At 75.4% G+C, this 21,990-nt stretch carries 20 protein-coding genes; 10 read left to right on the top strand and 10 right to left on the bottom strand.

All coding sequences use genetic code 11. From position 1 onward, the window contains the following. Positions 1–60: 60 nt before the first annotated feature. Entirely contained in the window at positions 61–1,002 is a 942-nt protein-coding gene (locus tag AB7F12_RS08440; RefSeq protein WP_428499551.1) for a helix-turn-helix domain-containing protein, read from the bottom strand. Positions 1,003–1,060: 58 nt separating this feature from the next. After that, the gene (locus tag AB7F12_RS08435; protein WP_428499550.1) at positions 1,061–2,227 is read right to left on the bottom strand and encodes a winged helix DNA-binding domain-containing protein; all 1,167 of its coding nucleotides are present in this window, start codon (positions 2,225–2,227) and stop codon (positions 1,061–1,063) included. A 132-nt stretch (positions 2,228–2,359) separates the two neighbouring features. Here AB7F12_RS08435 and AB7F12_RS08430 point away from each other — a divergent pair, with 132 nt between their 5' ends. Then, positions 2,360–4,912 (top strand): helix-turn-helix transcriptional regulator, encoded by a 2,553-nt coding sequence (locus tag AB7F12_RS08430; protein WP_428499545.1) that lies wholly within the window; start codon positions 2,360–2,362, stop codon positions 4,910–4,912. Between the two features lie 9 nt (positions 4,913–4,921). Here AB7F12_RS08430 and AB7F12_RS08425 read toward each other — a convergent pair whose 3' ends face one another. Together AB7F12_RS08425 and AB7F12_RS08420 are read right to left on the bottom strand one after the other, a co-directional pair. After that, entirely contained in the window at positions 4,922–5,881 is a 960-nt protein-coding gene (locus AB7F12_RS08425; RefSeq protein ID WP_428499516.1) for an aldo/keto reductase, read from the bottom strand. Next, positions 5,878–6,672 carry an IclR family transcriptional regulator gene (locus tag AB7F12_RS08420; RefSeq protein ID WP_428499517.1) on the bottom strand — a complete coding sequence of 265 codons (795 nt, stop codon included), beginning with the start codon at positions 6,670–6,672 and terminating at the stop codon, positions 5,878–5,880. The genes AB7F12_RS08425 and AB7F12_RS08420 overlap by 4 nt, the downstream gene beginning before the upstream one ends. A 173-nt stretch (positions 6,673–6,845) precedes the next feature. On the opposite strand from AB7F12_RS08420, the gene dhaK reads away from it, so the two are divergent. Genes dhaK through ptsP form a run of 3 tightly spaced genes read left to right on the top strand, consistent with a single transcriptional unit; the run spans position 6,846 to position 10,950 of the window. Continuing rightward, positions 6,846–7,847 carry a dihydroxyacetone kinase subunit DhaK gene (gene dhaK, locus AB7F12_RS08415; protein WP_428499518.1) on the top strand — a complete coding sequence of 334 codons (1,002 nt, stop codon included), beginning with the start codon at positions 6,846–6,848 and terminating at the stop codon, positions 7,845–7,847. Next, entirely contained in the window at positions 7,844–8,473 is a 630-nt protein-coding gene (gene dhaL, locus AB7F12_RS08410) for a dihydroxyacetone kinase subunit DhaL (protein ID WP_428499519.1), read from the top strand. The genes dhaK and dhaL overlap by 4 nt, the downstream gene beginning before the upstream one ends. Next, positions 8,470–10,950 (top strand): phosphoenolpyruvate--protein phosphotransferase, encoded by a 2,481-nt coding sequence (gene ptsP, locus AB7F12_RS08405; protein WP_428499520.1) that lies wholly within the window; start codon positions 8,470–8,472, stop codon positions 10,948–10,950. Before dhaL ends, ptsP begins: the two co-directional genes overlap by 4 nt. 170 nt (positions 10,951–11,120) lie before the next feature. On the opposite strand, the gene AB7F12_RS08400 is transcribed toward ptsP, so the two are convergent. Beyond that, the gene (locus AB7F12_RS08400) at positions 11,121–11,657 is read right to left on the bottom strand and encodes an NAD(P)H-dependent oxidoreductase (protein WP_428499546.1); all 537 of its coding nucleotides are present in this window, start codon (positions 11,655–11,657) and stop codon (positions 11,121–11,123) included. 5 nt (positions 11,658–11,662) lie between these two features. Further along, complete coding sequence (locus AB7F12_RS08395; RefSeq protein WP_428499547.1) at positions 11,663–12,142, bottom strand: flavin reductase family protein; 480 nt, start codon at positions 12,140–12,142, stop codon at positions 11,663–11,665. A gap of 240 nt (positions 12,143–12,382) precedes the next feature. Here AB7F12_RS08395 and AB7F12_RS08390 point away from each other — a divergent pair, with 240 nt between their 5' ends. Then, the gene (locus AB7F12_RS08390) at positions 12,383–13,858 is read left to right on the top strand and encodes an aldehyde dehydrogenase (RefSeq protein ID WP_428499521.1); all 1,476 of its coding nucleotides are present in this window, start codon (positions 12,383–12,385) and stop codon (positions 13,856–13,858) included. A 212-nt stretch (positions 13,859–14,070) separates the two neighbouring features. Here AB7F12_RS08390 and AB7F12_RS08385 read toward each other — a convergent pair whose 3' ends face one another. Continuing rightward, on the bottom strand, positions 14,071–15,117 hold the full coding sequence (locus AB7F12_RS08385; protein ID WP_428499522.1) for a sigma-70 family RNA polymerase sigma factor: 1,047 nt from the start codon (positions 15,115–15,117) through the stop codon (positions 14,071–14,073). A 195-nt stretch (positions 15,118–15,312) separates the two neighbouring features. Between AB7F12_RS08385 and AB7F12_RS08380 the strand changes: the two genes are divergently transcribed. Both AB7F12_RS08380 and AB7F12_RS08375 read left to right on the top strand, forming a co-directional pair. Beyond that, entirely contained in the window at positions 15,313–16,983 is a 1,671-nt protein-coding gene (locus AB7F12_RS08380) for a PHA/PHB synthase family protein (RefSeq protein WP_428499523.1), read from the top strand. Positions 16,984–17,033: 50 nt separating this feature from the next. Further along, positions 17,034–17,441, top strand: coding sequence for a helix-turn-helix domain-containing protein (locus AB7F12_RS08375; RefSeq protein ID WP_428499524.1), 408 nt, complete (start codon positions 17,034–17,036; stop codon positions 17,439–17,441). 3 nt (positions 17,442–17,444) lie between these two features. Here the strand turns inward: AB7F12_RS08375 and dtd are convergent, their stop codons facing one another. After that, on the bottom strand, positions 17,445–17,867 hold the full coding sequence (dtd, locus tag AB7F12_RS08370; RefSeq protein ID WP_428499525.1) for a D-aminoacyl-tRNA deacylase: 423 nt from the start codon (positions 17,865–17,867) through the stop codon (positions 17,445–17,447). Next, the gene (locus tag AB7F12_RS08365) at positions 17,864–19,363 is read right to left on the bottom strand and encodes a DUF7059 domain-containing protein (protein ID WP_428499526.1); all 1,500 of its coding nucleotides are present in this window, start codon (positions 19,361–19,363) and stop codon (positions 17,864–17,866) included. Before AB7F12_RS08365 ends, dtd begins: the two co-directional genes overlap by 4 nt. Before the next feature lie 69 nt (positions 19,364–19,432). Here AB7F12_RS08365 and AB7F12_RS08360 point away from each other — a divergent pair, with 69 nt between their 5' ends. The 3 genes from AB7F12_RS08360 to AB7F12_RS08350 all read left to right on the top strand — a co-directional run bounded on the left by AB7F12_RS08360 (position 19,433) and on the right by AB7F12_RS08350 (position 21,026). Next, positions 19,433–20,011, top strand: coding sequence for an HhH-GPD-type base excision DNA repair protein (locus AB7F12_RS08360; RefSeq protein WP_428516430.1), 579 nt, complete (start codon positions 19,433–19,435; stop codon positions 20,009–20,011). A gap of 103 nt (positions 20,012–20,114) precedes the next feature. Further along, on the top strand, positions 20,115–20,531 hold the full coding sequence (locus tag AB7F12_RS08355; protein WP_428499528.1) for an ArsR/SmtB family transcription factor: 417 nt from the start codon (positions 20,115–20,117) through the stop codon (positions 20,529–20,531). 174 nt (positions 20,532–20,705) lie between these two features. Beyond that, positions 20,706–21,026 (top strand): DUF3099 domain-containing protein, encoded by a 321-nt coding sequence (locus AB7F12_RS08350; protein ID WP_428499529.1) that lies wholly within the window; start codon positions 20,706–20,708, stop codon positions 21,024–21,026. Here AB7F12_RS08350 and AB7F12_RS08345 read toward each other — a convergent pair. Then, the gene (locus AB7F12_RS08345; protein ID WP_428499548.1) at positions 21,013–21,987 is read right to left on the bottom strand and encodes a pseudouridine-5'-phosphate glycosidase; all 975 of its coding nucleotides are present in this window, start codon (positions 21,985–21,987) and stop codon (positions 21,013–21,015) included. The genes AB7F12_RS08350 and AB7F12_RS08345 overlap by 14 nt on opposite strands. Between the last annotated feature and the right edge of the window lie 3 nt (positions 21,988–21,990).

Genomic DNA, 21,990 nt, shown 5'->3' with positions numbered 1-21,990 from the left:
CGGTGCGGGTCCCGGCCGGACGTGCACGGCGACCGTGCAGAACGTGCACCCGGTGACGGGTCAGCCCCGGCGCACGTCGCGGGGCGCGATCCCGAACTCGCGGCGGAAGGCCCGGCTGAACGCCGACGGGTCGAGGTAGCCGTGACGGGCCGCGATCGCGGTGACGGTCGCGGTCTCGGCGGGATCGCGCAGGGCGCGCGCACAACGCTGCAGCCGCATGGTGCGCACGGCCGCAGCGAACGTGGTGTCGTGCTCGGCGAACGCCGCGTGCAGGGTGCGGGGGGAGACCGCGAACCGGCGCGCCACCGACGCCACCGACAGCCCGGGGTCGCCCAGCTCGGCCGCGACGTGGCGCAGCACGGCGGCCCGCAACGCGGCGTGTCCCGGTTCGTCGTCCCCGGCCCCGAGGAGCGCGGCGACGGCCGCGGTGAAGGACCGTTCGAGGTCGTCGGCCGCGCCCGCACCGGGGGTGCCGTCGTCGTCGTCCATGCGCCACAACGCCTGTACGAGCGTCGCGACGACGTGCCCGGTGCCGGAGCCCCCGTCGACCGCCCGCCCCAGCAGCGCCGGCCGCGGCCGCCCGCCGAGACCGCGGTGGGGGACGCGGAACGACAGCATCCGCCAGGGCTCGTCGAACCGCAGGTGGTAGGGCGCGGTGGTGTCCAGGACGACGAACTGGCCCGGCGCGACGACGGCGTCGACGTCGTCGGACCCGACCCGGTGGCGGACGTGGCAGTGCCCGCTGAGCTGCAGGTTGACGAAGACGTACTCGCCGTCCGAGCGCGCCACCTCGCGGGGGCCGTGCGCCGTGAGCTGGGGCTGCGAGTCGATGCGGGCCCGGTTGACCGTCCCCAGCTCGCGGGTCTCCACCCGCGCCGGGAACCCGCGGGCGTCGACAGCGGTGCGGGTCGGGGTGAGCGGCACGAACGCGCGGCAGATGACGTCGTGCCACACCGCGAACTGCTCGGCGGGTGGTCGCCGCGCGATGTCCCAGACCGACATGTCACCTCCCGGGTGCCCGGTCCGAGGATGCTCCCCGGGGCGGGCGCCGGACAAGCACTCAGCTCGCGGCCAGTTCCTTCTCCAGCGGGGTCCGGAAGCGCGGCACCACCCGGGTACCGCCGAGGTGCGTCGCGACGCGGTGGGCGGCGGTGTCGACGGCGTCGCCGGCCTCCGCCCCGACGTCCTCCAGCAGCCGGAGGACGACCTCGCCGTCCGCGCGCTGCGCCCACCCGCCGACGACGCGGCCGGCCCACCACACAGTCGGCCCGATGTTGCCGGTCCGGTCGAAGAGCAGGTCGCGGTGCGGGCCGAGGAACCAGTCGCGGGACTGCCAGCCCATCGGCGTGGGGTCGAGCGCCGGCAGCAGGACCGCCTCGGCGGGTGGGTCCGCGGGATCGACCGGGTCGTCGGCGAGCCGGATGCCCGGGGTGGTGTCGAGGTCGACCGCGGCGAGGTCGAGCGCCGCGAGCGCCCGCGCGGTCTCACGGGCGGTCCAGCCGGTGAACCAGCGCAGGTCCGACACCGGGGCGGGGCCGAACACGCGCAGCCAGCGGGCGGCGAGCTGGGCCTGCGCGGTCTCGACGGGCAGCGCACCGAGCGGCTCGCCGAGCCAGGTCGCCGCCGGTGACCAGCGGTACTGCGTCGACGTCCAGGACCCGCGCGGCCTGCCACGCACGATGTGCCCGTCGACGGCCAGCTGCAGCAGTACCCGGGCCGTGGCGTTCTGCCCGGTGGCGGCGATCCGGGTGCGCAGCCGCGGGACGTCGGCGGCGAGGTCGGCGGCGAACGCCTCCCCGCGGGCGTGCAGCGCCGCGAGGGTCTCGGCCTCCACGTCCGCGAGCCAGGCGCCGGCGTCGGGAACCCCGGACCCGTCGAGGTGCGCGACGAGGCGGCGGCGCTGCGTCGCGGCGACGGTGTGCGCGCAGCCGTGCTGGACCAGCGCCGCCGTGTCCCGATCGAGGACCCATACCGTGCGGCGCATCCCGAGCATCCGCACGAGACGGCGGTGGGTGTAGAGGGCGTGCTCGACGTCGGCGACGGCCGCGCCACCGGTCCGGGCCAGGGCCGACAGGTGCACCGTGGCCGGGTCGGTGGCGTGCAGGCCGAGCACGGACGCCGCCGCCGCGACGACGCCGTCCGGGTCGCCGCTCGCCCGGGCCGCGGCACCCAACCGGTGCCGGGTGACGAGCCGTGCGCGGCGGGCGGCGACGGTGACCGGTTCCACGTCCGACAGTCCACCACGGCCCCCGACGGTCCTCGCGGGGGCGGCCGCAATGCCCTCCGACCGGCCGCAATGCCCTCCGTCCGGCCGTGGCCGCCGGGCCGTTCGTCTCCTACAGTCCGATTCGTGCAGCTGATGGAACGCGAGCACCACCTCGAGGTGCTCGGCGACGGCGCCCGCCGCGCCGCCGCCGGGGCGGGCTCGGTCGTGCTCGTCGCCGGTGAGGCGGGGATCGGCAAGACCGTCCTGCTGCGGGCGTTCGCCGAGCGGACGCGCGAGCAGCTGCAGCCGTTGTGGGGCATGTGCGACTCGCTGAGCACCCCGCGCCCGCTCGGGCCGCTGCGCGACGTCGCCCACGACCTCGGCGACCCGGTCCCCGACCTGCTCCGCAGCACCGCCGCCCCGCACGAGGTCTTCGCCGCCGTCCTCGACGCGCTGCGCGCCCGGCCGCGGATGCTCGTCGTCGAGGACGTGCACTGGGGCGACGAGGCGACCCTCGACCTGGTCCGTTTCCTGGGCAGGCGGATCGCGGGGCTGCCGCTGCTGCTGGTGCTGTCCTACCGCGACGCGCTCGGCGTGGACCATCCGCTGAGCCCGGTCGTCGGCGACCTCGTCAGCACCCCCGACGCGCGCCGGCTCCAGCTGACCCCGCTGAGCCGCAACGCCGTCGCCGAGCTGTTCGCGGGCCTCGGCGCCGACCCCGCCGACGTGCACCACCGGACCGCGGGCAACCCGTTCTTCGTCAGCCAGATCCTCGCCCAGCCCGATTCGCCGCTGCCCGCGAGCGTGCGTGACGCGGTGCTCGCCCGCGTCGCGGGGCTCGACCCGCAGGCCCGGCACTGCCTGGAGCTGCTGTCGTGCACCCCGGAGCCAGTGACGCGCGAGCTGCTCGGCGCGCTCGCGGTGCCGACGTCGACGGTCGGGCTGCTGGCCGCGACCGGCCTGCTCGACCGGCACGGCGACGGCGTCGCGTTCCGTCACGAGATCGCCCGTTCCGCCGTGCTGGAGGCGACCGCGCCCGGCAGCGAGGCCGCCCTGCACCGGGTGATGATCGAGGCGCTGGAGGCCGTCGGCGGCGACCCCAGCGTGCTCGCCCACCACGCCGCGGCCGCGGGCGACGCCGAGCGGGTGCTGACGTACGCGCCGGTCGCGGGCGAGGACGCGTCGCGCGCCGGGGCGCACCGGGAGGCCGTCGCCTTCTACGAGACGGCGCTGCGCCACGTCGCGGGTGCGCCGCGGGAGACCGCCGTCCGGGCGTGGCTGCTCGAGGCGATGGCGCTGGACCTCTACCTCTCCGACCGCCTGCGCGACGCGATCACCGCCCGGGAGCAGGCGATCGAGCTGCGGGCCGCAGCCGGCAACACCGCCGCCGTCGGCGCCGGACACACCGCGCTGGCCGGGTTCTTCTGGGGTGCGGCCGACCGCGCCTCCGCCGAGCACCACGCCGACGCCGCGGTGGAGATCCTGGAGGCCGGCGACAACCGTCGGGCGCTGGCGTTCGCGTTGTGCAAGCAGGGTTTCCTCGCCGCATGGCGTGGTGACGCGCACGCGGTGCAGCGCGCAGGGGAACAGGTCGACGTGATCGCCGCCGAGCTGGGCGGCGACGTCGTGCTGCGCAGCACCGCGTCGATCGGCACGGCGGTGACCCGGCTGCTGCAGGGCGACGTGAGCGGGCGCGCGGACCTCGTCGCGGCGATGCAGGTCGGTATGCGATACCGCCTCGACGACCTGACGACGACGCCGATGGCGAACCTGTGCCACTACGACGTCGACCACGGCCGGCTCGCCGACGCGGAGGTCTCGGTGGCCGACGGGCTGCGGATCAGTGAGGAGCGCGACGCCCCGATCTGCGTGGCCTACCTCAACGCGGTGCGGGCCCGGCTGCGGCTGCTGCAGGGGCGCTGGGCCGAGGCCGAGGACGACTCCCGCATCGCGCTGGCCGCGACCGACATCCGGCTGGGCTGGCTGTGGCCCAACCTCGTGCTCGGGCTGCTGGCCGCGCGCCGGGAGGCGCCGCCGCTCAACCCGCACCTCGACGAGATGTGGCGGATCGCGAACCTGGTCGACAGCCCCGGACTGGTCGCGGCCGCGGCGGCGGCGCTCGCGGAGAACGCGTGGATCACCCGGACCCCCGACCCGCGCCTCGACGGTCCCCTGGTCGCGGACCTCTACACCCGCGACTTCGCCGGCCGCGACGTCGTCGTGGCGCCGCTGAGCCGGTGGTTGCGCCGGTTGGCCGCGGCGGGGGTGCAGGAGAGCACGGTCCCGGCCCCCGGACCGTCGCCGGTACCCGACGACCAGCCCTACGCGCAGGCGATCGCCTTGTGGGACAGCGGGTCCACCGACGACCTGCTCGCGGCGCTGCGCCGGCTCGACGCCCTCGACGCGCGCGCGGTCGCCGCCCTGGTGCGCGCGCGGCTGCGCGAGTCGGGGGTCAGCGCGGTCCCGCGGGGCAGCTCGTCGACGACCCGGGCCAACCCGGCGGGGCTGACCGCCCGCCAGCTCGACGTGCTGGCCCTGCTGGTCGACGGGCTGACCAACGCCGACATCGCCGCCCGGCTGGTGATCTCGCCGAAGACCGCCGACCACCACGTGACGGCGATCCTCGGCAAGCTCGGGGTGCACTCGCGCAGTGAGGCGGCCGCGGTCGGGCGCAGGCTGGGCGTCCTGGGGACCGTGCAGGCCTGACGGCGCGGGTCAGCTCCAGGCGCGCGCCGAGCGTGCCGCCCAGTACTCCTCGGGCGGTCGGGCGAGGTCGGAGAGCTCCTCGAGCACCGCGGTGTCGACGTGGCGCAGGTCGACACCGGCGGCGGCGGCGTTGCTGCGGACCTGCGCGGCGTCGACACCGCCGGAGAGCACCCGCCACGCCCACGGCCGGGCCAGCGCCACGGCGATCGCGAGCCGGTCGATGCCGATTCCCGCGCGGGCGGCCAGTGCGGCCGCCTTCGCCGCGACGGCGGAGCCGTCCTGGCCGCCGGGGGCGAGCAGCCCGTTGGCCACGGGCTCCTTGACGATCACCCGCGCGCCCACGGCGGCCGCCTCGGCCAGTGCCGGACCGGCGGAGGGCTCCAGCACGTTCCAGGTCGACTGGATGGAGGTGAACAGTGGCCGGCCGGCGATGTGGATCTCCAGGGCGCGCCGGATCGCCTCGCTCTGGCGGGGGCCCGAGGTCGAGATGCCGACGCGGACGCCCTCGTCGCGCAGCGCCGCCAGCTGGATGTGCAGCGACGTGTCGGTGAGGACTCCGGTGTCGAGCGTCGCGGAGTGCACGTGGTAGACGTCGAACCGGCGGCCGAGCGTGGCGCGGGTCAGTGCGAGCTGCTCGGTGAACGCCGTGATCGAGTGGTCCTTGACCTCGTGGACGTCCGCGTCGGTGCGCCAGTCGCCGACGTAGCGGTAGCCCCATTTCGACCCCACCTCGACGGTCACGCCGGGGTGGGCGTCGAGCCAGCCCGCGAGGAACTCCTCGGCGCGGCCGTAGGAGCGGGCGACGTCGACGTAGTCGACCCCGCAGGCGATCGCGGCGTCGAGGACCTGCCAGGTGCGGGCCCGCAGCGCCTCGACGCCGCGTTCGGTGCCGAGGTCGTGGGCGCGGCCGGGGGTGATGTAGGCCGGTCGCGCGACCGCGGCCAGCCCGATGCCCAGCTTCGCGCTCACGCGCTCGCCGCCGGGCGCTCGGTGACCGCGGGGGGCCAGGACGCGGCGCCGAGCTCGCGGGAGATGCTGCGGGCGGCGGCGCGCAGGGCGTCGGCGGCGACGGGGTCGAGCGGCCAGTCGCTCTGCGCCACGACCAGCCCGATCGCGCCGGCGACGGCGCCGCTGTGGTCGCCGACCGGGGCGGCGACGCCGTACTCGCCCAGGACGGCCTCCTCGGCCTCGGTGGCGACACCGGCGGCGCGCACGGCGGCCAGCTCCGCGCGCAGCCGCGCCGGGTCGGTGATGGTCTCGCCCGTCATGCTGCGCAACGTATCGGTCTCCGGCAGTGCCGTGTCGTCGAAGGCGAGCAGGGCCTTGCCCAGCGCACACGCGTGGGCGGGGACGACGATGCCGACCTCGTTCATCTGCCGCCCGCCGCCGGGCCGCGGTTCGTGGGCGACGACGATCACGTCGCGTTCGGGCAGGTCGCGGTCGACGCCGGCCAGCAGCACGGCGGTGCGCACGGCCATCCCGGTGCGGGCGGCGAGGTCCTCGGCCCACGGCACCGAGCGCGACCGCAGCTCGAGGGTGTCGAGGTAGACGTTGCCCAGCCGCAGGGTGGCGGGGCCGAGCCGGTAGCGGCCGGAGTCGCGTTCCTGGGCGACCATGCCGTGGTCGAGCAGGGTGCGGACGATCCCGTGCACCGTCGACGGGGCGAGCTCCAGCTGGGCGGCGAGCTCGCCGAGGCCCATCCGGCGGGCACCCTGCAGCGCGGTGAGGATGCGGACGGCGCGGTCGACGGACTGGATCACACCGCCACCTCCCGCACCGTCGCGTGTGCCCGTCCTCGGGGGAGGGCAGCGGACCCTTGTGCGGTCCACCGGCTGAGCGTAGCTTCCGATGAGCGTTCGGCATAGTCGAAACGCGTTCAGCAGAGTTGTGCACGTGCCGCCAGACCCCGGTCGCGCCCAACGGAGGGCCCACGATGAAGAAGCTGATCAACGATCCGGCCGACGTCGTCGCCGAGGCGTTGCGCGGCATGGACGCCGCCCACCCCGAGCTACGCGTCGACCACGCCAACCGCATCGTCTTCCGCGCCGACGCGCCCGTGCAGGGCAAGGTCGGGCTGATCTCCGGCGGCGGGTCCGGACACGAACCGATGCACGGCGGCTTCGTCGGCCCCGGAATGCTCGACGCCGCCTGCGCGGGCGAGGTCTTCACCTCCCCGGTGCCCGACCAGATGGTCGAGGCCACCAGAGGCGTCGACGGCGGCGCCGGCGTCCTGCACATCGTGAAGAACTACACCGGCGACGTCATGAACTTCGAGATGGCCGCCGAGCTGGCCGGCGCCGAGACGGGCGTCGACGTGCTGTCGGTCGTCACCGACGACGACGTCGCCGTCCAGGACAGCCTCTACACCGCGGGCCGCCGGGGGGTCGGCGTCACGGTGCTGCTGGAGAAGATCGTGGGCGCCGCCGCCGACGAGGGCCGCGACCTCGCGGCCGTCGCGGCGGTGGCCCGCAAGGTCAACGGCCAGGGCCGCAGCATGGGCATGGCGCTCACCTCGTGCACCGTGCCCGCGGCCGGGCAACCGACCTTCGACCTGCCCGACGACCAGATGGAGATCGGCATCGGCATCCACGGCGAGCCGGGCCGGCGCCGGGTACCGGTCGCGCCCGCCCGCGAGATCGCCGCGATGCTCGTCGAGCCCGTCCTCGACGATCTCGACTTCACCGGACCCGACGGGGTCATCTGCTTCGTCAACGGCATGGGCGGCACCCCGCTGCTGGAGCTCTACCTCATGTACGCCGAGGTGGCGGCACTGCTGGAGAAGGCGAACGTGCGGATCGCCCGCTCGCTCGTCGGGCCCTACATCACCAGCCTGGAGATGGCGGGCTGCTCGGTCACGCTGCTCAAGGCCGACGACGAGCTGATCCGGCTGTGGGACGCGCCGGTCAACACTCCCGGACTGCGGTGGGGGGCATGAGCGCGAGCATCGACCAGCTCACCGACTGGGTACGGCGGTTCGCCGCCGCGGTGCACTCCCACCGCGACGAGCTGACCCGGCTGGACTCCGCGATCGGCGACGCCGACCACGGCTCCAACCTCGACCGCGGCATGACCGCCGTCGTCGCCGCCCTCGACGCCGAGCCGCAGCCGAGCGCGGCCGCGCTGTTCAAGAAGGTCGGGATGACCCTGGTCAGCACCGTCGGCGGGGCGAGCGGACCGCTGTACGGGACGTTGTTCCTGCGCGTCGCGACCGCGTCGGGCGAGGTCACCGAGCTCGACGGCCCCGCCTTCGCCAAGGCGCTGCGGGCCGGGCTGGAGGGCGTCGTCGCCCGCGGCAAGGCCGAGCCGGGCGACAAGACGATGTACGACGCGCTCGCCCCGGCCGTCGATGCGCTCGACGCGGGGCTGGCCGACGGCGACCCGCTCGGCGAGGCCCTGCGCGCCGCGGCGAGCGCCGCCGCGGCCGGCCGGGACGCCACGATCCCGCTCGTCGCCCGCAAGGGCCGGGCCAGCTACCTCGGCGAACGCAGCGCCGGACACCAGGACCCCGGCGCGACGTCGGTGACGATGCTCGTGGTCGCCGCGGCCGAAGCACTGGCGTGACGGGCCTCGTCGGCCTCGTCGTCGTCTCCCACTCCCGCGCGCTGGCCGACGCCGCCGTCGCCCTGGCCCGGGAGATGGTGCACGACGGCGGCCCCCGCATCGAGGTAGCCGCGGGTCTCGACGAGACCACCTTCGGCACCGACGCCACCGCGATCACGGTGGCGATCGAGACCGCCGACGACGGCGCCGGCGTCGTCGTGCTCATGGACCTCGGCAGCGCCGTCCTCTCCGCCGAGCTGGCACTGGAGATGCTCGACCCCGACGTGGCCGCCCGCGTCGTCCTGAGTGCCGCGCCGCTGGTCGAGGGGCTCGTCGCGGCCGTCGTCACCGCGGCGGGAGCGGCCGACGCCGCCACCGTCGCCGCCGAGGCGACCGGCGCCCTGGCCGCGAAGGCCGCGCAGCTCAGCGCGGAGCCGGCCGCGTCCCGCGGCCCCGCCGCGCAGTCCGGCGCCGCCGGCCCGACCGTCACCCTCACCCTCGCCGACCCGCACGGCCTGCACGCCCGCCCGGCGTCGCGGCTCGTCGGTGCGGTGCGCGGACTCGACGCCGACGTCCACGCGCGCAACATCTCCACGGGGTCGGACTGGGTCCCGGTCGCGAGCCTGTCGCGGCTCGCGACGCTCGGTGGCCTGGTCGGGCACGGCATCGAGGTCCGCGCGAGCGGCCCCGACGCCACGACGGCACTGGACCGGGTCGTCGTCGCGGCGGCGGAGTCCGGCCTGACCCGGGCCACCCGGCCGGCTGCTGTCGGGCCGCGGCAGGCCTGGGCCCAGGACGTGCCCGTCCGTCCGCTCGGGGCCTCGCCCGGGATCGTCGTCGGTCCCGCCCGCCCGCTGCGCGCGAGCGCGGTCGACGTCGACGCGACCCCCGCGGGCGATCCCGCCACCGAACGGACCCGGCTCGACCGTGCCCGCGCCGCCGCCGCCGACGCCGTCGAGGCCGTCCGCGACCGCACCGCCACCACCGCCGGTGCCGACGAGGCCGCGATCTTCGAGGCGCACCTCGCCCTGCTCGACGACCCCGACCTGCTCGACGACGCCCACGCCCGCATCGCCGCGGGCGGGGCCGCGGGCCGGGCGTGGGCCGATGCCGTCGAGACCGCCGCCGCCCGCTTCGCCGCGCTGCCGGGGCAGTACCTGCGTGCCCGTGCCGCCGACGTCCGCGCCGTCGGCGACGAGGTGCTGCGCGCCCTCACCGGCGCCGCCGCCCCCGCAGCCGCCCCCGGCGACGGTGTCCTCGTCGCCGCCGACCTCACCCCCGCCGACGCCGCGGGGCTCGACCCGGCCACCGTCACCGCCGTCGTCCTCGCCGCGGGCAGCCCCACGGCGCACGCCGCGATCCTGCTGCGCGCCAAGGGAATTCCAGCTGTCGTCGGTGCCGGGGCGGATGTCCTCGACATCGCCGCGGGCACGGTCGTCGCCGTCGACGGCACCACCGGTGAGGTCCTGCTCGACCCGACGCCTGCGCAGGCCGACGGGTTCGCCGCCCGCGCCGCCGGACGCGCCGCCCGCGACCGCGCCGCCCGCGCCCGCGCGACCGAGCCCGCGGTGACCCGCGACGGCACGACCGTGCTGGTCGGCGTCAACGCCGGATCGGCCGCCGACGCGGCCGCCGCGACCGGGGCCGACCTCGCCGGTCTGGTCCGCACCGAGTTCCTGTTCCTCGGCCGCGACGACGCCCCCGGCATCGACGAGCAGGAGGCCGCCTACCGCGACGTCGCCGCCGCGCTCGGCGGGCGCCGGATCACGCTGCGCACCCTCGACGTCGGCGGGGACAAGCCGCTGCCCTACGTCCCCGCACCCGCCGAGGCCAACCCGTACCTCGGCGTGCGGGGGCTGCGGCTCGCGCTGCGCGCACCAGAGCTCTTCGCGACACAGCTGCGCGCCGTCGTGCGCACCGCCCACGCCACACCCGTCAGCGTCATGTTCCCGATGGTCTCGACGGTCGCCGAGCTCGCCGCCGCGCGCGCCGCCCTCGACGCCGCGATCGCCGCCGAGGGCGGGGGAGTCCCCGCGCAGCTGCAGATCGGGATGATGGTCGAGGTGCCGGCGGCGGCGCTGCGGGCGGCGGCGTTCGTGCCGCACGTCGACTTCCTGTCGATCGGCACCAACGATCTCACCCAGTACGCGCTCGCCGCCGAACGCGGCAACGACGCCGTCGCCACCCTGGCCGACCCGCTCGACCCCGCGGTGCTCGCGCTCGTCGCGGCGACGTGCCGGGCCGCGGGCGACGACGTCCTCGTCGCGGTCTGCGGTGAGGTCGCCGCGGACCCGGCGGCGGCCGCGCTGCTGGTCGGGCTGGGGGTGCGCGAGCTCAGCGTCGCCGCGCCGGCGGTCGCGGGCGTGAAGCAGTCGGTCCGGGAGATCGACCGCGCCGCCGCGACGGCCCTCGCCGGGCAGGCGCTGCGCGCCCCCGACGCCGACACCGTCCGTGCCCTGGCCGCCGCAGCCCTGACCCGACCCCCGCCGCAGCCCTGATCTCGCCGCAGCCCTGATCTCGCCGCGGCCCGACCTGACGCCGCGCGCAACCTCGGAGTCGCGGAGGGCGCCGCGGCCGACCGTGACGTTGCGCCCGGTCGATCGCGCGCAACCTCACCGCCGCCGACGCGACCGCGGACAGCCGTGAGGTTGCGCGCGGACCGTCTCGGTCAGACCTGGGGCGTGATCGCCTGCAGCGCAGCCGACCCACGGACCGCCCGGGCCAGGTCGGCCAGCGCCGCACCGTGCGCGGCGGCGAGCGTCGCGCGGTCCTCGGTCAGCGTTGTCCGGTCGACGTAGGCCCCGTGGTCGAAGTAGAGGCCCGGGGAGAGCACCTGCACCGCGAAGAACGACGCCAGCACGTTGCGCAGGTCGTTCACCGCGAGGAAGTGGTGGGCACTCGCGCCCGTCAGCACCGTCGCGGCGACCTTGCCCTGCAGCGGCGCCGTCTTCTCGCCCCAGCGGCCACGCTCGGTGCCCTCCAGGGCCGTGCGCAGCAACGCGCTGAACGACGCCCGGTACACCGGGCTGCCCAGCACGACCCCGTCGGCGGCGTCGAACGCCGCCGCGATCTCGTCCTGGCCGACCTGGCTGATCTCCAGCAGCGACGTCGTCGCCCCGGCCTTCGCCGCGCCCGCGAGGATCCCCTCGACCGCGGTCGTGGTCCGGCCGCCGACGTCGGGGCCGCCGACGAGGCCCACCAGCACCGGGCTCAACGGGCCTGCTCCGACTCGACGATCGGCGCGACGAGCGTGTAGGCGCCGCGGTGGAACAGCAGCGGCGACCGGGACGTGTCGGCGCCCAGGGCGTGGACCCGGCCGACGACGATCGTGTGGTCGCCGCCGTCGTACTCGTTCTCGAGCGCGCAGTCGATCCAGGCGTTCACACCGTCGAGCACCGGGGCCCCCGACGGCGCCGCACCCCAGCTGACGCCGGCGAACTTGTCGACGCCGGAGCGGGCGAAGCCGGCGCTGTAGTGCTGGTGGTCCGCGGCGAGGATGTTGACGCAGAACGTCCCGACCTCACGGATCTGCGGCCACGTCGACGACGACCGGGCCGGGGAGAAGTTCACCAGCGGCGGGTCGAGCGACAGCGACGCGAACGACTGACACGTGAAGCCGAGCGGGCCGTCGGGCCCCGTCGCCGTCACGACGACGATGCCGGAGACGAAATGTCCCAGCACGTCGCGCATGGTCGCGGGGTCGACAGGGTCGGGGGACCGACCGGTTCTCGGCTGCAAGTCCGTCACCCGATGCACCCTAGGTGGCCGTCCGCGTCGCGACCATGGCTGAGTGTCACACCCGACGGTCCCCGATGTGTGACGGCGGTCATTGCGCCCGACCCGGGTGGGTGCGTGGCAGGCGTGGCCGTGCCCGTCCGGGTCTCGTAGCGTTGCCGCCGAACGCCCGGTGACGTCGAGGAGGACGGTGCAATGGCGGATCTCGAGCACTTCCGGATGTTGATCGGCGGCAGAGCCGTCGACGCGATCTCGGGGAAGACGTTCGAGTCGGAGAATCCCTACACCGGGCAGCCGTGGGCGGTGCTCCCCGACGGCGGTCCCGACGACATCGACGCCGCGGTCGCCGCGGCGCGGTCGGCCCTCGACGGTGAGTGGGGTGCGCTGACCGGGTTCGCGCGCGCGGCGCTGATGCGCCGCCTCGGCGACCTCGTCGCCGAGAACGCCGAACGGCTCGCCCGGCTGGAGGTCAACGACTCCGGCAAGCTCTACCGGGAGATGATCGGCCAGCTCAACGGCCTCGGCGGCTGGTTCCACTACTACGCGGGCATCGCCGACAAGCTCGAGGGCCGCCAGATCCCCTCACCGAACCCGAACTTCCTCGTCTACACCCGGCGCGAGCCGGTCGGTGTCGTCGCGGCGATCACCCCGTGGAACTCGCCGCTGCTGCTGCTCACGTGGAAGGTGGCGCCCGCGCTGGCCGCGGGCTGCACGGTCGTGGTGAAGCCGTCGGAGCACGCACCGTCGTCGTCGCTGGGGCTCGCGGAGCTGTTCGAGCAGGCGGGTTTCCCGCCGGGCGTGGTCAACGTCGTGACGGGCAACTCCCGCGAGGTCGGGGCGCACCTGGCCGGGCACCCCGGCGTCGACAAGGTCGCGTTCACCGGCTCGACGGCCACCGGCCGCGCGGTGGCCCACGCCGCCGCGGAGAACCTCAACAAGGTGACCCTGGAGCTGGGCGGCAAGTCGCCGCAGGTCGTGTTCCCCGACGCGGACCTCGAAGCAGCGTCGAACGGCCTGGTCGCGGGCGTGTTCGCGGCGACGGGCCAGACGTGCATGGCCGGGTCGCGGCTGATCGTGCACGAGTCGGTGCACGACGAGCTGGTGCGGCTGGTGGCCGAACGGGCCTCGCGCATCAGGCTCGGCGACCCCAACGACCCCGACACCGAGATGGGACCCGTCGCCAACCGGCCGCAGTACGAGAAGGTCCTCGGCTACCTGGAGACGGCGAAGGGCGAGGGTGCCACCGTCGCCTACGGCGGCTCGGCCGACCCCGGCATGGGTGGGCTGTTCGTGCAGCCCACCGTGCTGACCGGCGTCGGGCCGGAGTCCACGATCGTGCGCGAGGAGGTGTTCGGGCCGGTCCTGTCGGCGTACACGTTCACCACCGAGGACGAGGCGATCAAGCTGGCCAACGACACCCAGTACGGCCTCGCCGGCGCCGTCTGGACCAAGGACGTGCACCGCGCCCACCGGGTCGCGGCGAAGATCCGGGCCGGTTCGGTGTGGATCAACGCCTACCGGGTCGTCGCACCCAGCGTGCCCTTCGGCGGGTTCAAGAGCTCGGGGCTGGGCCGGGAGAACGGCATCGACGCGGTCAACGAGTACACCGAGAACAAGTCGGTGTGGGTGGAGCTCTCCGGCGGCACCCGCGATCCGTTCACGCTGGGCTGACCTTCGGTCACCCTCCGTCACTCGAACGGGTTGCCTGTCGCCCACCGGTGGCCGGACCCCGCGCGGTACAAAGGCGACGGAAGTCGTCGCCCGTCACTCGTGGGGAGCCCGGTGGGCGGCGGCGACCCGACGGTCGGCGACCGGGTTCCCGGTCGCCGACCGCGGCCTCGTCTCGAGAGGTCCTCGGGTCGCGCGAATCGGCTCGGGCGAGGTCAGCTCGCGTAGGCGCGCAACCGGTCGGCGCGCTCGCCGACCCGCAGCTTGCCCATGACCTCGCGCTCGATCTGGCGCACCCGCTCGCGCGAGAGGCCGAACCGGCGGCCGATCTGGTCGAGCGTGCGCGGCTGGCCGTCGTCGAGGCCGTAGCGCATCCGGATCACGTTCTGCTCGCGGTCGTCGAGCGTCGCGAGCACGCGGCGCAGGTCGTCGTGGAGCAGGTGCGAGATGACGGTGTTCTCGGCGTCGGCGGCCTCGGCGTCCTCGATGAAGTCCCCGAGCGGGGCCTCCTCCTCGGCGCCGACCGGCATGTCCAGGCTCACCGGGTCGCGGGCGTGGTCGAGCAGGTCGGCGATCTTCTCCTCGGGCAGGCCCGACTCCTCGGCCAGCTCGGCGTGCGTGGCCTCCCGGCCCAGGCGCTGGTGCATGTCGCGCTTGATCCGGGCCAGCTTGTTGACCTGCTCCACGAGGTGCACGGGGAGCCGGATCGTGCGCGCCTGGTCGGCCATGCCGCGGGTGATGGCCTGCCGGATCCACCACGTCGCGTACGTCGAGAACTTGAAGCCCTTGGCGTAGTCGAACTTCTCGACGGCCCGGATCAGGCCGAGGTTGCCCTCCTGGATCAGGTCGAGCAGCGGCATCCCGCGGCCGGTGTAGCGCTTGGCCAGGCTCACCACGAGACGCAGGTTGGCCTCGAGCAGGTGGTTGCGGGCACGGGCGCCGTCGCGCGCCACGGTCCGCAGGTCACGGGCATAGTCCTCGGCGAGCTCGCGCCCCTCGGCCGCGGCGGTGTCGAGTACGTGACGGGCGAAGACGCCGGCCTCGACGCGCTTGGCGAGGTCGACCTCCTGGGCGGCGGTGAGCAGCGCCGTCTTGCCGATCCCGTTGAGGTAGACACGGACGAGGTCGGCGGCCGGGCTCTGCGCGTCGAGCTCGTCCACACTCGGCGCGGCGACGGTCGGCTCGGTGTCCCACACCTCTCGCTCGGGCGCGGTACGCTGCGACGGAACTGCCTTCGGCTTACGGGCGGTGGCTGCGGTCATCGTGGTATCCCTCCCTGCGCTGCCGGGGGGTACGCTGTGGCGTCTGCCGCCCCGGCTTCTGTTCGTTCCAACGCAAGGTCGTGGACAATCGTTCCCGGCCCGGCGCATCCGCCGTGCGGGTGACAACGTGCGTCTCGTCACGCCGGGAACGTCCGGAGCTCCCACGGTGGTGGCCGGGAAGCATCGGGGGCGCGGATGGGGACGTTGCGCGACGTCGTGTCCCCGTCGTGGCTCGCGGCCCGCATCGACCCCATCGACGTCGTCGGCACGCTCGCCGAGGCGGTGCGCTCCGTCGCGGCCGACCCCGCCGCCGCAGCGGCCGCGACGGCCCGCCTCGCGGGGGGAAGCCTGCACGCCCTCGCCGCCGCCACGAGCCCGGGAACGACCCCGTCACCGGCCCCGCCGGCCGACCGCCGGCACTCGCACCCGGCGTGGGAGACCAACGCCTGGTACGTGCTGTGCCGGCGCGAGCACGCGCTGCTGGCAGAGTGGGCCCGCGCCGTCGCCGGAAGCGCCGAGCTGGGTCCGGTGGCCACCCGCAAGCTCGCGTTCGTCGTCGACCAGGTCGTCGCCGCGACCGACCCGGCGAACTGGCCCCTCACCAACCCCGAGGTGCCCGCCACGGCGCTGCGCACCGGCGGGCGCAGCCTCCTGCGGGGGCTGCGCAACCTCGTCCGCGACGTCGCCACCAACGGCGGGGCGCCGCTGCAGGTGCCGCGCGACGCGCTCGTCGTCGGCCGCGACATCGCCGCGACCCCCGGGAAGGTCGTGTACCGCAACGACCTCGTCGAGCTCGTCCAGTACGCGCCGGTCACCGACGCGGTGCACCGCACGCCCCTGGTGCTGTCGCCGCCGTGGATCAACAAGTACTACGTCATGGACCTCGCGCCGGGTCGCAGCTTCGCGCAGTGGGCCGTCGAGCACGGCCGCACCGTCTTCGCGCTGAGCTACCGCAACCCCGGGCCCGAGCAGCGTGACCTCACGATGGCCGACTACCTGGGCTCGGGGCTGCTCGCCGCGCTCGACGTCGTCGAGGACGTCACGGGGGAGTCGAGCGCCGACATCGCGGCCCTCTGCCTCGGCGGCACCCTCGCCACCGCCGCGGCGGCGTGGCTCGCCGCCCGCGGCGACCGGCGCATCGGCACACTCACCCTGCTCAACACGATGCTCGACTACCGCGACCCCGGGCCGCTCGGGGTGTTCACCGACGCCCGCGCCGTGGAACGCCTCGAACGGCGCATGCGCGGCCCCGGCTACCTGCCCGGGCCGGCCATGCGCGCCACCTTCGACACGCTGCGCCCCGACGACCTGATCTGGCGCTACGTCGTCGACGGGTGGTGGCTGGGCAACCCACCACCGGTGTTCGACCTGCTCGTCTGGAACGCCGACTCCACCCGCATGCCCGCCGCCATGCAGATGGAGTACCTCACCGGCCTCTACCTCGAGAACCGGCTCGCCACCGGACGCATGGAGCTCGCCGGGGAGCGGCTGGACCTGGGCGCGGTCGCCCACGACACCTATGTCGTCGCGGCCGAGACCGACCACATCGCCCCGTGGCGGTCGGTCCACGCGGGCGCCCGCCTGCTCGGCGGCGACGTCCGCTTCGTGCTGACGACGTCGGGGCACATCGCGGGCGTGGTGAACCCCCCGTCCCCACGGGCGGGCCACCGCGTCGGCACCGGACCCGTCCCGGCCGATCCCGACGCGTGGCGCGACGCGACGCCGCAACGGCAGGGGAGCTGGTGGGAGGACTGGGCGGTGTGGGCGGGGGAGCGGGCGGGCCCACTGGGCCCGCCGCCGCCGATGGGCAGCGCCGACCACCCACCCCTCGACGAGGCTCCCGGGAGGTACGTGCGGGAGACCTGATCGAGGGCGGCGACGGATCAGCGACAATGGCACCCGACACCGGGAGAGTGATGAGCGCAGGCGAGCGAACGGACAGCGGGCCGTGGACCGAGCAGGTCAACGCGCTCGGCGACTTCATCCGCGCGCAGCGCCGGCTCGCGAACCTGTCGCTGCGGGAGATGGCGTCGCTGACCAGCGTCTCCAACGCCTACCTGTCGCAGGTCGAGCGCGGGCTGCACCAGCCGTCGCTGAAGGTGCTCCGCTCGATCGCCGACGCGCTGCAGCTGTCCACCGAGCAGCTGCTGTCGCAGGCCGGCTGGTCGACGGCCGAGCCCACCGCGACGGCCCCCGAGCCGGAGCCGGTCGCCACCGGCACCGAGGACGCCATCCGCGCCGACCCCCGGCTCAGCGAGGACCAGAAGGCCGCCCTGCTGGGTGTGCTGCGCAGCTTCGTCGAGGGCGCGGCCCCGGCCCGCTGAGCCTCACACCTCGACGAGCACCGTGAACGGGCCGTCGTTGACCGACTCGACCTCCATCGGCGCCCGGAACACCCCGGTCCCGACGGTCGCCCCGCGCGCCCGCAGCTGCGCGACCACGGCGTCCACCAGCGGTGCGGCCACCTCCGGGCGGGCCGCGGCCTGCCACGACGGGCGCCGGCCCTTGCGGGTGTCGCCGTAGAGCGTGAACTGGCTGACGACGAGCAGCGGCGCGCCCGCCGTCGCGCAGGACTGCTCGTCGCGCAGGATGCGCAGCTCGTGCAGCTTGCGCGCCATGGTCGCGGCGTGCTCGGCGGTGTCGTCGTGGTGCACCCCGAGCAGCACGAGCAGGCCCGCACCGATCTCGCCGACGGTCTCCCCGTCGACACGCACCGACGCCCGGGTCACGCGGGCGGCGACGGCCCTCACCCGCCGCTCCCCGCCGGCAGCAGCAGCCCGTGGCGGACCAGCTCGCGCACCGCCGGGAGCGTCGCGTCGACCAGCGCGTCGTAGGGCCGGTCGTGGGCGAAGGACAGCAGGTGCAGCAGCTCGTCGAGCGGCAGCTCACCGCGGCAGCCGGCGAGCAGGGCGGCGGCCGGCTCGTCGACCTCGTGGCGCCACGCCGGCCCGTCGCGACGGGCCACCGCGGCACCCGCCTCCTCCCAGCCCTGCGCGCCGGGCACCGCGTAGCGCTCCAGCGTCGAGGCCGGGTTCAGCCGCAGCGTCGCCCCGAGCAGCGCCTCGTCGCGGGCGTGGGCGCGCAGCCAGTCGACGCGGTCGAGCCAGCCGTCGGCCTCCGGCCCGAGCGGCCCGCCCGCCTCGCCGACCAGGTCCTCGACGACGACGGTCGGCTCGGCGTCGGTGCGCCGCAGCAGCAGGTGCCCGAACCCGATGCCCTCGACGTCGCGCCGGTCGGCCCAGTCGAGCCACTCGCCGGCCTGCGCGCGGGCGGCGGGGGAGGTGAGGTCGAGGCCGGCGTCGCGTTGCCAGGTGCCGACGTGCATCGCCGGGTCGACGGCCTCCCGCTGCAGGATCCAGGCGTCGCAGCCCGGGGGGAGCCAGCCGCGGACCCGGTCGGGCCAGTCCTCGCCCCGCACGTGCAGCCACGATCCCAGCAGCTGTGCGACCCCACCGGGCTCCAGCACCGAGGGCAGGTCGGCCAGCAGGGCGGCGAGCGCGTCGTCGCCGTCGGCGCCGGAGTCGCGGTAGACGTAGTCGACCCGCGCGGGGCCCGGCACGAACGGCGGGTTGGACACGACGTGGGAGAAGCGCCTGCCCGCCACCGGCTCCAGCCACGGTCCCTCGAGGAGGTCGGCGCGCACCCCGGACAGGGCGAGTGTCGCCGCGGCCATCGCCAGCGCCCGCGGCGCCAGATCGGTACCGACGACGTGGGCGGAGTGCCGGCTCGCGTGCAGGGCCTGGACGCCGCAGCCGGTGCCCATGTCGAGGGTCGCGGCGACCGGCCGGCGGATCGCCGCGGCCGCCAGCGTCAGCGACGCCCCGCCGACGCCGGTGACGTGGTCGCGGTCCTGCCGCGCCGCGGGGGTGTCGAGGTCGGACACCACCCACCAGGCGTCGTCGGCGTCGCCGGACCCGGCGTCGTCGGCGTAGGGGCGGACGTCGAGCGCGGCGGCGAACCCGTCGCCGTCAGGACGCAGCAGCCCACCCGCGACGAGCGCCTGCGGGTCGCCGAGGGCGGCGCGCACCGCGGGCGCGGCCTCGGTGCCGCCGAGCAGCAGCAGCCGCACGACGACACCCAGCTCGCCGCCGTCGCGGCTCGCGCGGTACGCGGCCTCGGGTTCGCCGCGGGTGAGCGCGTCGTGGGCGGCGCCGCCGAGCAGGCCACGCACGCCGTCGACGGTGTAGCCGTGGGTCAGGAACGCCGCACGCAGGCCCGGCGCCGCCGGGACGAGATCGGGGAGCACCCGCCCATCCTTCCTCCCCACCCGTTCGGGCCGGTCGGCACCGGGGCCCGGCGGCGCTAGGCTCCGGGTGTGACGCTCTGCCTGGCCCAGGACACCGACGCCGACGCGCTGCTCGACCGCGACCCGCTCGCGCTGCTGATCGGCATGCTGCTCGACCAGCAGTTCCCGATGGAACGCGCCTTCGCCGGTCCCGCGCTGGTCGCGCACCGTCTCGGCGTCGACCGGCTCGACGCGCGCGAGCTGGCCGACCACGACCCGGACGCGCTGGTCGCGCTGTTCACCGGGCCGCCCGCGGTGCACCGCTACCCGAGGTCGATGGCGCAGCGGGTGCAGGCACTGGCGGCGACGATCGTCGAGCGCTACGACGGCGACGTCACCGCGATCTGGTCCGACGCCGCCACCGGCAAGGAGCTGTTCACCCGGCTCGCGGGCCTGCCCGGGTTCGGGACGCAGAAGGCGCAGATCTTCACCGCGCTGCTGGGCAAGCAGCGCGGGGTCACCCCGCAGGGCTGGCGCGAGGCCGCGGGCGGCTACGGGGAGGACGGCGTGCACAGGTCGGTCGCCGACGTCGTCGACGCCGACTCACTGGGCCGGGTACGCGACTACAAGCAGGCCGCGAAGGCGGCCAAGAAGGCCGCGGCGGGCTGAGGGACGGGCCCGGCGCGGGCCGCTCGTCCGGGGCGACCGAATCCGACGAGCGCCACACCCAGGTGTGTACATGCATTCAGGTCGACCGACTAGCATCGGCGCCGTGCACAAGGTCCCGAACGAACGCCAGGGCCTGCGCGTCGTCGACCCGGACCAGGTCTGTGACGCGACGGCAGTCCTCGCCGACCACGACGAACTCTCCCGCGCGGCCACCGTGCTCGATGCGCTGGGCGAGGTCAACCGGCTCAGCATCCTGCTCGCGCTCCACCACGCGGGCGATCTGTGCGTGTCCGACCTCGCGGTGTCGGTCGGCATGAGCGACAGCGCGGTGTCGCACGCCCTGCGGCTCCTGCGTGCCCACGGGATCGTCACCGCGCACCGCGAGGGGCGCCTCGTCCGGTACCGGGTCGCGGAGGGCACGGCCCGCAGGCTCCTCGAGGTGGTCTCCGAGGACGCCGTCGCGCCGATGAAGCTGCACGCGCACGGCCACGCCGACCCGCAGGACGTCGTCACCGGCTGACCCCGGCCGGGCCGCTCCGGAGCCGCCCGGTTCATGCACTTCTGGGCGGTTCGTCCGAGTCTTCGGGTGACGATCCCAGGCGCATCTGCAGGACGGACGGGCGCGGACGCCGTCACGGTGCAACGATGGTGGAGGTCGCCGGAGAACTTCCCCGGCGACAGCGAGGGAGACGTCGTGACCGAGCCGCAGCGGAGCAGCCAGGACCAGCCCGTACTCATCACGGACGCGGCGATGTCGTACGAGCAGGAGCTCGCCGTCCGCAAGCGGCGCTACAAGGTCATGATGCTCATGCGGATCCCGTGCATGATCGCGGCCGCCGCCTGTTACCAGATCCCGTGGCTCGCCGTCGGGCTGCTCGTGCTGTCGATCCCGCTGCCGTGGATCGCCGTCCTGGTCGCGAACGACCGGTTGCCGCGCAAGGCCGAGACCCCCAACAGGTTCCAGGCCGACCGGCGCGCCATCGAGCCGGGAGAGCGTCCCGTCATCGAGGGCTGACCCCCGCCTCCCGGTCCAGGCCCGCCAGCTCGACCGCGACGTCCGCGGCCAGCCCGGCGTTGGCCGTGACCAGCGCGACGTTCGTCGCCAGGCTCGCCCCACCGCTGCCGGCGTGGAAATGCTCCAGCAGCGCCGGCGTCACGTCCTTCCCGACGATCCCGCGTCCGGCGACCATCGCCAGCCCCTCCGCGAGCAGCCGGTCGTGCAGCGCCTCCGCCAGCTCGTCGGCCACCGCGACGGGCTGGGCCACGACGAGGCCCGACCCCGTCGTCCGGTGCGCCGCCCACACCGCCGCCACCTGCGCCGGGGTGTCGGCGCGCCACGGCACCGGGTGCCCGGAGTCGCGGCGGTAGAAGCCGGGGAAGGAGTCGGTTCCGTAGCCGAGCACACCGACCGAGTCCGTCTCCAGCACCTCCAGCGTCGCACCCACGTCGAGGATCGACTTCACCCCCGAGCACACCACCGCCACCGGTGTGCGGGCCAGCACCCCCAGGTCCGCCGAGACGTCCCACGACTCCCGGGCGCCGCGGTGCACACCGCCGAGCCCACCCGTCGCGAACAGCGCGACCCCGGCCGCTGCGGCGAGCCAGGCCGTCGCCGCCACCGTCGTGGCGCCGTCGCGGCCCAGCCCGATGGCGGCGCCGAGGTCGCGCACCGACAGCTTCACCAGCTCACCCGAGCACACCCGGTCCAGCGCGGCGGCGTCCAGACCGACACGCGCCCGCCCGTCGAGCACCGCGACCGTCGCCGGGACCGCGCCCCGCGCGCGGACCGCCTGCTCCAGGACGTCGGCGGTCTCGCGGTTGCGCGGTGCCGGCAGCCCGTGGGCGAGCAACGTGCTCTCCAGCGCGACGACGGGCCCGCCCGTGGCGAGCGCGTCGGCCACCTCCTCCGACACGTCCGGACCCGACCAGGGCCTGAGGGGGGAACGGGGGACGACGTGCTCGGTCACGTGCGGCATCAT

Origin of the sequence: Pseudonocardia sp. (assembly GCF_050250275.1) — a bacterium.
Classification (GTDB): Bacteria; Actinomycetota; Actinomycetes; order Mycobacteriales; family Pseudonocardiaceae; genus Pseudonocardia.
This window is presented reverse-complemented; position numbering and strand designations above follow the sequence as displayed.

What these genes read in the sequence shown, in the direction of transcription:
- AB7F12_RS08440 (WP_428499551.1), bottom strand. Translation starts at nt 1,002, where the DNA reads ATGTCGGTCTGGGACATCGCGCGGCGACCACCCGCCGAGCAGTTCGCG.
- AB7F12_RS08430 (WP_428499545.1), top strand. Translation starts at nt 2,360, where the DNA reads ATGGAACGCGAGCACCACCTCGAGGTGCTCGGCGACGGCGCCCGCCGC.
- dhaK (WP_428499518.1), top strand. Translation starts at nt 6,846, where the DNA reads ATGAAGAAGCTGATCAACGATCCGGCCGACGTCGTCGCCGAGGCGTTG.
- dhaL (WP_428499519.1), top strand. Translation starts at nt 7,844, where the DNA reads ATGAGCGCGAGCATCGACCAGCTCACCGACTGGGTACGGCGGTTCGCC.
- AB7F12_RS08395 (WP_428499547.1), bottom strand. Translation starts at nt 12,142, where the DNA reads ATGCGCGACGTGCTGGGACATTTCGTCTCCGGCATCGTCGTCGTGACG.
- AB7F12_RS08390 (WP_428499521.1), top strand. Translation starts at nt 12,383, where the DNA reads ATGGCGGATCTCGAGCACTTCCGGATGTTGATCGGCGGCAGAGCCGTC.
- AB7F12_RS08385 (WP_428499522.1), bottom strand. Translation starts at nt 15,117, where the DNA reads ATGACCGCAGCCACCGCCCGTAAGCCGAAGGCAGTTCCGTCGCAGCGT.
- AB7F12_RS08380 (WP_428499523.1), top strand. Translation starts at nt 15,313, where the DNA reads ATGGGGACGTTGCGCGACGTCGTGTCCCCGTCGTGGCTCGCGGCCCGC.
- AB7F12_RS08375 (WP_428499524.1), top strand. Translation starts at nt 17,034, where the DNA reads ATGAGCGCAGGCGAGCGAACGGACAGCGGGCCGTGGACCGAGCAGGTC.
- AB7F12_RS08345 (WP_428499548.1), bottom strand. Translation starts at nt 21,987, where the DNA reads ATGCCGCACGTGACCGAGCACGTCGTCCCCCGTTCCCCCCTCAGGCCC.